This is a genomic window from Veillonella sp. (assembly GCF_018381775.1).
Lineage (GTDB): Bacteria > Bacillota > Negativicutes > Veillonellales > Veillonellaceae > Veillonella.
On the sequence record NZ_JAGZRH010000002.1, the window covers coordinates 62,798 to 75,310 of the forward strand.

Genomic DNA, 12,513 nt, shown 5'->3' on the forward strand with positions numbered 1-12,513 from the left:
CTGCACCTACGATAATTGTTGATCTAATAGCGTATGTAGTTGATGCTGCGTTCCATATTGTGCTTTTACATCTCGTACGGCCATTTCTAGTGTTTTCATAGGCAGTTGTGTTTCTTGAATAGAGATAATTTGCGGTTCCTTACGAGTGCGTATTAAATTTGCCACTGCATGAGTGTTTAACAAAATATCACGAATGGTAATAAACTTTTTATTCCACCTAAGAAGTCGTTGACATATAACAGCACGTAACACTTGAGATATTTGACTGCGAATCTCCTCTTGTTGTTCACCCGGAAATAGTGAAATCATGCGGTGAACTGCCATCACGGCCCTTTGCGTATGCATAGTGGCCATCACAAGATGACCCGTTTCGGCCGCATGAAGTGCGGCCTCTAATGTTTCACGATCTCGAAGCTCTCCAACCATAATGACATCTGGGTCTTCTCGCAATGCATCGCGAATACCATTAGACATAGACTTAATATCGGCACCTAATTGGCGTTGATGAATTAAAGATTTCTTAGGCTTAAACTCAAATTCTATGGGGTCTTCTAAGGTAATGATATGCCGCTCCATAGTTTGATTTATATAGTCAATACAACAGGCTAAGGTAAAACTTTTCCCACTACCTGTAGGCCCGCATACAAGTAATAGACCATCATGTGCTTCACATAGTTTTTGAAGTAAATGTCCTTCACTGTTATCCTCTAACTTAAGTTGTTGATGGCACAATAACCTCAGTGTCCCACATATTGTTTGATTAGCCTTATATAGATGAACACGTATACGCACGCCACAACAGGAACAAGCCTCATCGAGAGATTGCCATTCATAAGAGGCTATACCACAACGTCGTAAAATATCTTCAATTAAGATAGTAGTACATATAAACGAAGTAGCCTTCAATCCATCACCATGTCGCAAATAGATAGGTTCACCACATTGTAGATGAATATCTGTAGATGATAATTGTATTGCTTGTTCAACAATGGTTTCTAAACTTCCACTATTACAGCATGAGTCCACAACGATGCACCTCCTCTATCGATGTAACATGCTGAGATACAGCTTCACGAGCGGAATCCTCTAATGACAAAAGTAAATGTGCTTCTAATTGATCCCAGTGAACTGAATTGGTTGGTATTTCTAAATATTCAAAGAGCGCAGTCCGTCCATGATACGTGGTGCCATCAAATTTTCGAACTAAACGTTGCGCTATTGCCCCCATTAAAGTAGCCCGTATCAAATACGGTTCTACCCCCATATCCATGAGACGCGTTACAACACCAATAGCTGTGTTAGTATGAATTGTAGATAACACACGATGCCCTGTTAAAGCAGATTTAACGGCCAGCTCTGCAGTCTCCTTATCCCTGATTTCACCAATCATAATCGTATCTGGATCTTGCCGTAGCACTGATCTAAGCCCTTTGGCAAATGTAAAGCCAATCTTCTCATTAATACCAATTTGTATGGCTCCTTTAATTTCAGCCTCTACGGGATCTTCAAGACATATGAGCTTTGTTTCCTCGAGATTTAACATGCGTAACATGGCATATAAGGTAGCCGTTTTACCACTACCGGTAGGCCCACAGATGAGTAACAATCCATAAGGACGTTTGAGTAGCCCTTCAATATGTTCAAAAATATCTGTACGCATACCTAAGGCTTTTAGATCCTTATGACTCCCTTCATTCCCCATGAGCCGACATACTAAGGTCTCGCCATACAAACTGGGTAATGTGGATACGCGCATTATTACAGATCTATCCTTATGACTCCAAGCCCATCGACCATCTTGAGGCAATCTCTTTTCACTAATATCTAATGCACTACAAACCTTGATGCGATTGATAATAAGTTCAGCCTCTTCAGAAGACACAGTCATATTTGTTCGTAGTAATCCATCTTGTCGTAACCGAACTTGGACACCACTTTTTGTGGGATCAAAGTGAATATCGCTGACATGATGTTCTAAAGCATATAGGATAATGTCGTCTAATGTTACGTCTACATACATGGTCACCTCCTATACCTTGCGGTATGTTTTTACCTCACACTAGCGTATGGCGTTATAGGTTTCGACATCATCACCAAAATCCCTTTTTTATTTTTAAAAATCCACGAAGCGAAAACTTTTCTATTTTTGGGCATACAAAAAAGGCGCCCCGAAGGGCGCCCTTATTGCACTTTTAGCTAAGACGATTTTTATTTTAAGTTATAGAAAACGTCATTACCTTTATATTGTGCTGTTTCGTATAACATTTCTTCAATACGAAGCAATTGATTGTATTTAGCTACACGTTCAGAACGAGCTGGTGCACCAGTCTTAATTTGGCCAGCATTTACAGCTACTGCAATATCAGCGATAAATGTATCTTCTGTTTCGCCAGAGCGGTGAGATACTACACATGTATAACCTGCGCGTTTAGCAAGTTCCATAGCGTCAAATGCTTCTGTTAAAGTACCGATTTGGTTTACTTTTACAAGAATAGAGTTACCTACACCAAGCTCAATACCACGAGCTAAGCGTTTTGTATTAGTTACGAATAAATCGTCACCAACGAGTTGTACACGATCGCCAAGGCGTTCTGTCAATAATTTCCAACCATCCCAATCTTCTTCAGCAAGACCATCTTCGATGGATACGATTGGGTATTTACCTACTAAGTATTCGTAGAAATCCACCATTTCAGCAGCTGTTTTAACTTTGCCTTCGCCAGCTAAATTGTATTTGCCATCTTCATAGAATTCAGAAGATGCAGAATCAAGAGCTAATTTAAAGTCTTTACCAGGTTCATAACCTGCCGCTTTAATAGCTTCACAAATTACTTCTAACGCTTCTTCATTGGATGCCAAGTTAGGAGCGAAACCACCTTCGTCACCTACGGCAGTGCTAAGACCTTTATCATGAAGTACAGATTTTAATGTATGATATACTTCTGCACAGCTACGAAGAGCTTCAGCAAAAGATTCCGCGCCTACAGGCATGATCATAAATTCTTGAATATCTACGTTATTATCCGCATGTGCGCCGCCATTCAAGATATTCATCATAGGAACTGGCAATTCTTTTGCGTTGAAACCGCCAAGGTATGCAAATAATGGCAAATCTAAAGATTCAGCTGCTGCACGAGCTACTGCCATAGATACACCAAGAATTGCATTAGCACCTAAGTTAGATTTATTGTCTGTACCATCTAATTTCAACATCAAGTTATCGATAGCTACTTGTTCAGTCGCATCATAACCAATAATGGCAGGACCGATTTTAGCATTTACATTATCGATAGCTGTTAATACACCTTTACCGGAGTAACGGGATTTATCACCATCACGTAATTCTACAGCTTCAAACTTACCTGTGGAAGCACCAGATGGAACTGCAGCTGTTGCAATAGTGCCATCTTCTAAACATACTTCAACTTCAACAGTTGGGTTACCGCGGGAATCTAAAATTTCTCTTGCAATGACTTGTTCAATTACTGCCATTTCTTCACCTCATAAAAATCTAATGGGATAACTGTCATGCGACAGATATTATATATTGAGCAAAACCATATAGGTTATAACTCTTGTTAACTACTAATATAGTGAAAGTTCTATATTATACTTTTTGTACTAAACTATGACCTGTCATAGATTCTGGTTGTTCTATACCAGCCAAGTCTAATAATGTAGGAGCAATATCACATAATTTGCCAGCCTCTAATGTAGCTGATTTTAAGGCATCACTCATTAAAATTAAAGGAACCAAGTTTGTTGTATGCGCCGTATGAACTTTGCTAGTTTCATGGTTAACCATAAGCTCCGCATTACCATGGTCTGCCGTAATTAACAAGTGACCATTCTTACTGCGTATAGCCTCAACGATACGAGCTAAACAAGTATCTACAGCCTGAACTGCTTTAACAGCTGCTTCAAAACTACCTGTATGACCTACCATATCTGGATTTGCAAAGTTCAAGATAATCATATCATACGTTTCATCTTGAATGGCTTCTACGACCTTATCAGTTACTTCATAAGCACTCATTTCCGGTTGTAAATCATAGGTTGCCACTTGTGGAGATTTCACAAGTATGCGGTCCTCACCTTCAAATGGATCCTCTTTACCACCGTTGAAGAAATACGTAACATGAGCGTATTTCTCTGTTTCAGCAATACGCAATTGACGATAGCCACCTACGCTTAGTACTTCGCCTAGTGTTTCAGATAAAATGTCCTTTTCATACACAATATGAACTGGTAAACCATCTTCATATTTGGTCATAGTCGCCATATATAAAGATAATGGTTCACGGTTAAAGCCATCAAATTCTGGCAACACTAAAGCTTTTGTAAGTTCTCGACCACGGTCTGGACGGAAGTTACAGAAGATAACTGCATCTCCATCTTTGATAATCCCTTCAGCATCAATTACTGTAGGAAGAACAAACTCATCTGCTGCATCTTTATCATAGGACTGTTGCACCGCTTCACAAGCAGAACCTGCCGTTTCGCCTTGACCATGCACAATGGCATTGTATGCTAACTCAACACGATCCCATCGATTATCGCGGTCCATTGCATAGTATCGACCACTCACAGTAGCAATCTTGCCACAGTTTAGCTCTGCCATATACGCTTCTAAGTCTTTTAAATAACCTTGTGCACATTGAGGGGCTACATCACGACCATCGAGCAAGGCATGTACATAAACGTGCTCAATACCATGATCATGAGCGCCTTTAATGACTGCCTTAATATGCTCTAAGGAGCAATGTACATTACCATCTGATACTAGACCGATAATATGTAAGCTTTGTTTTTTACCGACTTCGTATAGTTCCTGCATAACAGGGCGATTATAAAACTCGCCAGATTCAACATCTTTAGTAATACGAGTTAAATCTTGGTACACAATGCGACCAGAACCAAGGTTTAAATGGCCAACCTCAGAATTACCCATCTGTCCTTCTGGAAGTCCTACCGCAAGCCCTGATGCTTCTAATTTTGTATGTGGATACGTATCCCATAATTGATTAAAACAGAGCGGCTTCGCCTGTACTACAGCATTGGTTGTATCTGATTGATCCCCCATGCCAAAGCCATCTAAGATGACTAGCATTACGGGAGCCTTTAATTTAGCCATTTTTAACCTCATATTAAGCGCTTACTTGATTCGCCGCTTTAATAATATCAATAAATTCATCAACTACTAATGATGCACCACCTACAAGGGCACCGTCAATATTTGGTTCCCCAAGGATTTCACGAGCATTTTCAGATTTAACACTACCACCATATTGGATACGCACGGCATCAGCAGTCTCATCATCGTATAAAGAACGAATGTAATCACGAATTTCTTTACATACCTCTTCAGCTTGATCAGCAGTTGCTGTTTTTCCTGTGCCGATAGCCCAAATTGGTTCGTACGCAATAATCAATTGACTAACTTGTTCCTTTGGAACGTTAACCAAAGCCCCTTTAAGTTGAGCCGTAATCCAGTCAAGAGTATGACCAGATTCACGTTGTTCTAAGCTTTCACCAACACAGACAATGGGTGTCAAATTATGATGGAATGCGCTCTTAATTTTGGCATTTACTGTTTCATCTGTTTCGCCATAATATTCACGGCGTTCAGAGTGACCAATAATAACATAATTGACGCCTACCTCTGTAAGCATAAGTGGTGAAATTTCACCAGTGAATGCACCAGCATCATGATAATCCATGGTTTGTGCGCCTACTTCAATAGCTGTGTCGCGTGTTAGTGCTACAGCACGTTCGATAGCTGTGAAAGGCGGGCAAACAACTACATCACAGGATAATTCCATATCTTGTAACACGCTGTTAAACGCTTCGATCAGAATTGATCCAGACGCAATGGTGCCATTCATTTTCCAATTTCCTGCAATAATGGGTTTTCTCATATTATGCCTCAGACAATGCAGCAATACCTGGTAGAATTTTGCCTTCCAAGAATTCTAAAGATGCACCACCACCCGTGGAGATATGGCTAATCTTATCTGCTAAGCCACTTTTTTCAATAGCCGCTACAGAGTCGCCACCACCAACGATAGTCATCGCATCGGATTCAGCTACAGCTTTTGCTACTGCATTAGTACCAGCTGCAAAGTTTTCCATTTCAAATACGCCCATAGGACCATTCCAAATAATAGTCTTCATTGGCGCCAATGCTTCTACATAGAGCTCCCGTGTTTTAGGACCAATATCTAGAATCATCCAACCATCTTCAATATTTTCAACATCAACGATTTTAGTGTTAGCGTCATTGCTGAAAGCATCAGCTACTACAGCATCGATAGGTGTCAATAATTTAGCACCTGCTACGCGAGCTTCCATAACAAGATCTGTAGCAATAGCTTCTTGACCTTCTTCAAATAAAGAGCTACCAATGTTACAGCCTTGTGCTTTAATGAAAGCATTTGCCATACCACCACCGATGATCATTACATCAACTTTAGGCAAAAGGTTTGAAATAACAGAAATTTTATCTGTTACCTTAGCACCGCCGATAATAGCTGCCATAGGTGTTTTAGGATGAACTACAGCTGCACTTAATGCATCAATTTCTTTTTTGAGCAAGAAACCTGCTGCCATAGGGATATAGTCAGCAATACCAACTACAGATGCTGCATTTCGGTGAGATACACCGAATGCATCATTGATTGCTACATCAGCAAGAGATGCCAATTGTTTAGCAAATTCAGGATCGTTTTTAGTTTCTTCATTATGGTAACGCAAGTTTTCAAGCATCAATACATCGCCCGGTTGCAATGCTTTTACAGCTTCTTCAACTTTAGGGCCAATGCAGTCATCTACGAATGCTACTGGTTTGTTGATAAGCTCAGATAAATGTTTTGCACATGGTGCCAAAGACATTTCAGGTTTGCGTTCCCCTTTTGGACGGCCAAAGTGAGAAGCAAGAATTACCTTTGCCCCTTTTTCAATTAAATAATTGATAGTAGGTAATGCACTACGAATACGAGTGTCATCAGTGATGACACCGTCTTTCATAGGAACATTAAAATCAACACGAACAAATACTGTTTTATTATCTACTTGTAAACCTTCGATTGTTTGTTTCATCAAAGCCTCCCGATTATAAGCCTTTGCTTGCTACGAATGCTGCCATGTCGATAAGACGTTCAGAGTAACCCCATTCGTTATCATACCAAGAAACAACTTTTACCATATTGCCATCCATAACCATTGTCAAATCAGCGTCAACAATGGAGCTACGTGGATCGGAGCTGAAGTCACAAGATACTAATGGCACATCAGATACACCTAAGATACCTTTTAATTCGCCAGCAGCTGCTTTGCGGAATGCTTCATTGATTTCTTCTTTAGTAGCTGGTTTTTCAAGTTCGCAAACAAGATCTGTAGCAGATACGTCTGGAGTTGGAACGCGCAATGCAAAACCATCAAGTTTACCTTTCAATTGAGGCAATACTTTAGCAACAGCTTTTGCTGCACCAGTAGTTGTAGGGATGATAGACATAGCTGCTGCACGAGCACGGCGAGGGTCTTTATGACGTGCATCAAGAATTTTTTGGTCATTTGTATAGGAATGAATTGTAGTCATCATACCGCGTTTAATGCCGAATTCATCGCATAAAACTTTAGCAAATGGAGCCAAGCAGTTTGTTGTGCAAGATGCGTTGGAAATAATGTGGTGTTTTGCAGGATCATACATATCTTGGTTAACACCCATAACCATAGTTAAGTCTTCGTTTTTACCAGGTGCAGAAATCAATACTTTTTTAACAGTAGGTTGATTCAAATGAACCTTAGCTTCCTCTGCATCACGATATTTACCAGTACATTCCATAACAATTTCAACGCCTTCTTCAGACCAAGGCAATTTAGAAGCATCGCGGTCATGGAATACGCGAATTTTTTTACCATCAACGTAGATATTTTCTTCATCAAATGTTACTTCGTTAGGAATTGTGCCATGAACAGAGTCATATTTTAACAATAATGCAGTACCTTCATTATCGCCAGTAGCATTGATTGCTACAACGTCTACGTCAGGATTGTTAATCGCTGCACGTACTACACATTTACCAATACGACCAAAACCGTTAATACCAACTTTTACTGCCATTGTTAGATCCTCCTAATATCAAAAATATTCTAACAAAATATTTAACTACTAACTTCACTTATAACGCTGAAATTTGTAACAATTGACGCATACCTTCTGCAGCTTGCTCATCAATGATTAGTATGCCTTTGTGACAAGCTCTCATAACACCAATAATGGCACTTGATTTTTCTTGTCCGCCAGCCACCGCAATCACATTTGGGATTTTTGCAACATCTGGAAGAGATAAACCAATATTATTAGTGGAATAAATCAACTTACCATCTATATCGCAATATTGACCAAGAGCTTCGCCAACAGCATGATTATCTACCAACTGCTTACGCACATCATCAGCTATATGGCGCTGATCCGCCATGCGCATAGCTGTACCAATACCAAACAATAATACGTCAGTCCTACTAATGAGATCCCCAATTTCCTTAATTTGCGGTTCGCAAGTCATGAGCATATGCAATGAGTCTTGTGAAAGCCCATCAGGTAAATGGAGCATTTTATAGGTCCCACGAAGTCGTTCAGCCAGCACTGAAGCAATTACGTTAGCTTGATATTCAACTACCTCACCAACACCACCACGAGCGGGAACAACCGTAGGATTAAATGGTAAAATAGGCATTTCCTCCGCCACAGCTGCCATGGTACTGCCACCACTGATAGCAACTACAGAGTCAGGCTCTAATAATTCCTGTAATAGCTTTGCTGCTGCAAAACCTAACTTTTTAACCATCAACGTTCCTTCTGTAGGAGTGATGATAACCCTATCGATATGAAGTGCTTCAGTCAATCGATGTTCTAGCTCGTTAATACGATCTAATTCATTTAAAAAATTTCGCAACTTTGGAACAATTGCATGTCCCTCATCAGTGAGAAAAATCCCTGGTTTATAAATGTCTACAAGACCATTAGTACGCATTAACTCAATATGACTTCGTACGGTTCGCTCAGGAAGGTCCGTTGCAGTAGCTAATGTCCTACGGCCTATAGGCTCTTCATAAACTAGGTGGTTTAATATTTTGTATCGCTCCTTTAATACACTAACGATTTCAGGAGCAATACGTTCACATATCATTAGAAACTCGTTCATCGGGTCCCTCCTTTACCCGTTGGGATTGTATGAATCGTTTTTCGTCCCATGTGAACAAAATTCGTCCCACCTAAAATAAAAAAATACTTTTACATCTGTATTGTATACCCTATGTAGATTTTATTCAAGACTTTATAGGAGAAAACGACATAATTTAGATATTTTATACAACTTTGTACCTAAATTATGTCGTTTTATATGATTATATTATTTTGTGCCGAAGATACGGTCACCAGCATCGCCTAAACCAGGCAAGATGTAACCATGATCATTAAGTTTTTCATCAAGGGCCGCTACGTAAATAGGAACATCAGGATGTTCTTGATTTACTGCTTCTACCCCTTCAGGAGCAGCTACTAGGCACATTAATTTAATATGTTTAGCGCCTTTTTCTTTTAACAATGTAATAGCCGCTGCAGCACTACCACCAGTAGCGAGCATTGGGTCAGTTACGATAAAGTCGCGTTCACCTACATCAGATGGTAATTTGCAATAGTATTCTACAGGTTTCAATGTTTCTGGATCACGGTATAAGCCGATATGACCAACCTTTGCAGTTGGAATCAAGTTAAGCATACCATTAACCATACCTAGGCCAGCACGAAGAATTGGAATAATACCCAATTTTTTACCTGCAATACGTTTGCCAGTCATTTTAGTTAAAGGTGTTTGTACTTCTACATCCTCTAATGGAAGGTTACGAGTAATTTCATAACCCATCAACATAGTAATCTCATCAAGTAATTCTCTAAAATCCTTAGAGCCAGTTTCTGCATCACGCATCAATGTAACTTTGTGTTGAATCAACGGATGTGTCATAACATTAACTTTCATGACTGTCCTCCTATAAATAATTTACATACCCTATCGGTATCCATTTAATATTCATATTTACTCTATCACAGATTGATAAATCATGCCATAAAAATATTAAAAGGGATGTGCCTAGGCACACCCCTTTTAAGCTACTGATAGGTTTATAGGACTACAAATATATAATTGTTATAGTTAATCTAACAGATTAGTATAAAGGATACGCTTCACAAAGTGCTGCCACACGTTTGCTTGCTTCTTCATGAATTGCTTTATCTTCAGGATTTTTAAGAACAGTTGCAATGATGTCTGCAATTTCTTCCATATCTTTTACTTGTAAACCACGTGTTGTAAGAGCTGGTGTACCAAGACGAATACCACTTGTTACAAATGGGCTAGCTGGATCAAATGGAATTGTATTCTTATTACATGTAATACCTACTTCATCAAGTAAGTGTTCTGCTTCTTTACCTGTTAAACCAGTATTGCGAACATCTACCAACATAACGTGAGTATCTGTACCGCCAGAAACAATTGTTAAGCCTTTTTCTTGCAATGCAGCAGCCAATGCTTTTGCATTATCGATAACTTGTTGTGCATATACTTTAAACTCAGGTTGTAATGCTTCACCAAATGCTACAGCTTTAGCAGCGATAACATGCATCAAAGGACCACCTTGAATGCCAGGGAAGATAGCTTTGTCGATTGCTTTTGCATATTTTTCTTTGCAAAGAATCATACCGCCACGAGGACCACGCAATGTTTTATGAGTTGTTGTAGTAACGATATCAGCATATTCAACAGGATTTGGATGTAAACCTGCTGCTACAAGTCCTGCGAAGTGAGCCATATCTACCATGAAGATAGCATCAACTTCATGAGCTACATCAGCCATTTTTTTGAAGTCAATTTGACGGCTATAAGCACTACCACCAGCAATAATCAATTTAGGTTTTGCTTCTAAAACAATTTTACGGAACTCATCATAATCGATTTGTTGAGTTTCTGCATCTACACCGTAAGGTACTACATTGAAATATGTACCAGATACGTTAACAGGAGAACCATGAGTTAAATGACCGCCATGGGACAAATTCATGCCCACAATAGTATCACCTGGTTGTAATAATGCGAAATACACACCAAAGTTTGCTTGAGAACCAGAGTGAGGTTGTACGTTAGCGTGTTCTGCACCGAACAAGCGTTTTGCTCGTTCAATAGCTAATGTTTCGATAACATCAACATTTTCACAACCGCCATAATAACGTTTACCAGGATACCCTTCTGCATATTTGTTAGTTAATACGCTACCTTGAGCTTCCATTACTGCTTGAGAAACAAAGTTTTCAGAAGCAATCATTTCTAATTTATCGCGTTGGCGTGCTAATTCTTGATTGATAACAGCTTGAATATTAGGGTCTTGTTTTTCTAAGAAACTCATGAGTATCCTCCTCGTGCAAAACGAATATATAAAAGGTAATGATGTATTATTTCTCTAATGCTTTAATTTTCTCTACACGGCGTGCGTGACGACCACCTTCGAACTCAGTTTCCATAAAAATGGTTACAATGTCATTAGCTAAACCAGGCCCAATAACGCGTTCGCCCATTGTGAGAATATTTGCATCATTATGAAGTCTACTATACTTAGCGGAAAAAGAATCATGGCAAAGAGCAGCTCGAATACCTTTGATCTTATTAGCGCTAATCCCGATACCAATACCAGTACCGCAAATCAAAATACCTCTGTCTGCTTGACCAGATACGACTGCATTTGCTACAGGTACAGCAATATCAGGATAGTCGCAAGAATCAGCTGTATGGCAGCCAAAATCCTCTACTTCATGTCCCAATGCATTTAATAATTCCTTAACGGATGCTTTTAAATGTAATCCGCCATGATCACAACCAATTGCAACTTTCATAATTTCATCTCCTACGCCTTCTGAGGCACTGATGTAAGACCAGCCTCTACTAAGTGATAAATTTGTTCCGCACATTGATTATATACGGTTTGATCGGACCCATATGGATCCGTAACATCACCATCTTGACCACCCCACTCGGAAATCGTTTTGATTTTACCTTCCTCAAACGGGAATTGGCGAAGTAGTACAGATTTGTGATCTTTCGTCATACCAATGATAAGATCTGCTGCATTTACGAGCTCCATCGTCAATGGTCTCGATTCATGATCAGAAATATCTGCAATGGAACGGACGGCTTCCACGGCTTGTTCAGTTGGTTTTGCTCCATAGGCGGCAAATAGACCAGCTGATACAGTCGTCACATCCTTATGTTGCTCCGCTGCAAGGGCCCGTGTAATACCTTCAGCCATAGGGCTACGGCAAGTATTACCGGTACATACAAATAAAATATTCATAATAACATCCTTACTTAATCACATTTTGTGATTACTTTATACATTATAGCAAATTCATCCAATATGTAAAGACATATTTCTATTATCAGTGGACATTTATAATATTAGAAA

12 protein-coding genes are annotated in these 12,513 nt (G+C 39.5%); all 12 read right to left on the reverse strand.

Features of this window, described 5'->3' with window-relative positions; genetic code table 11:
• Positions 1-6 precede the first annotated feature (6 nt).
• Positions 7-1,026, reverse strand: coding sequence for an ATPase, T2SS/T4P/T4SS family (locus KH109_RS01530; RefSeq protein WP_195185842.1), 1,020 nt, complete (start codon positions 1,024-1,026; stop codon positions 7-9).
• On the reverse strand, positions 1,010-2,020 hold the full coding sequence (locus KH109_RS01535) for a GspE/PulE family protein (protein WP_024065659.1): 1,011 nt from the start codon (positions 2,018-2,020) through the stop codon (positions 1,010-1,012). Before KH109_RS01535 ends, KH109_RS01530 begins: the two co-directional genes overlap by 17 nt.
• Positions 2,021-2,208: 188 nt before the next feature.
• The gene (gene eno / locus KH109_RS01540; RefSeq protein ID WP_024065658.1) at positions 2,209-3,492 is read right to left on the reverse strand and encodes a phosphopyruvate hydratase; all 1,284 of its coding nucleotides are present in this window, start codon (positions 3,490-3,492) and stop codon (positions 2,209-2,211) included.
• Between the two features lie 115 nt (positions 3,493-3,607).
• Complete coding sequence (gpmI, locus tag KH109_RS01545) at positions 3,608-5,134, reverse strand: 2,3-bisphosphoglycerate-independent phosphoglycerate mutase (protein ID WP_295215037.1); 1,527 nt, start codon at positions 5,132-5,134, stop codon at positions 3,608-3,610.
• A 13-nt stretch (positions 5,135-5,147) separates the two neighbouring features.
• Positions 5,148-5,918 carry a triose-phosphate isomerase gene (gene tpiA, locus KH109_RS01550; protein ID WP_295215040.1) on the reverse strand — a complete coding sequence of 257 codons (771 nt, stop codon included), beginning with the start codon at positions 5,916-5,918 and terminating at the stop codon, positions 5,148-5,150.
• 1 nt (position 5,919) lies between these two features.
• Positions 5,920-7,098: a phosphoglycerate kinase gene (locus tag KH109_RS01555; RefSeq protein ID WP_105085796.1), complete on the reverse strand. Its 1,179-nt coding sequence runs from the start codon at positions 7,096-7,098 to the stop codon at positions 5,920-5,922.
• A 13-nt stretch (positions 7,099-7,111) separates the two neighbouring features.
• Positions 7,112-8,122 (reverse strand): type I glyceraldehyde-3-phosphate dehydrogenase, encoded by a 1,011-nt coding sequence (gene gap / locus KH109_RS01560; RefSeq protein ID WP_004697289.1) that lies wholly within the window; start codon positions 8,120-8,122, stop codon positions 7,112-7,114.
• A 58-nt stretch (positions 8,123-8,180) separates the two neighbouring features.
• Positions 8,181-9,206: a sugar-binding domain-containing protein gene (locus KH109_RS01565; RefSeq protein WP_295215047.1), complete on the reverse strand. Its 1,026-nt coding sequence runs from the start codon at positions 9,204-9,206 to the stop codon at positions 8,181-8,183.
• Between the two features lie 207 nt (positions 9,207-9,413).
• Positions 9,414-10,040, reverse strand: a complete 627-nt coding sequence (upp, locus tag KH109_RS01570; RefSeq protein WP_295215050.1) for a uracil phosphoribosyltransferase — start codon at positions 10,038-10,040, stop codon at positions 9,414-9,416.
• A gap of 187 nt (positions 10,041-10,227) precedes the next feature.
• Positions 10,228-11,460, reverse strand: a complete 1,233-nt coding sequence (glyA, locus tag KH109_RS01575; protein ID WP_105085798.1) for a serine hydroxymethyltransferase — start codon at positions 11,458-11,460, stop codon at positions 10,228-10,230.
• Positions 11,461-11,506: 46 nt separating this feature from the next.
• A complete protein-coding gene (rpiB, locus tag KH109_RS01580; protein WP_295215053.1) occupies positions 11,507-11,944 on the reverse strand; it encodes a ribose 5-phosphate isomerase B in 438 nt (145 codons plus the stop codon).
• Positions 11,945-11,955: 11 nt separating this feature from the next.
• Positions 11,956-12,402 (reverse strand): low molecular weight protein arginine phosphatase, encoded by a 447-nt coding sequence (locus KH109_RS01585; RefSeq protein WP_060924217.1) that lies wholly within the window; start codon positions 12,400-12,402, stop codon positions 11,956-11,958.
• Between the last annotated feature and the right edge of the window lie 111 nt (positions 12,403-12,513).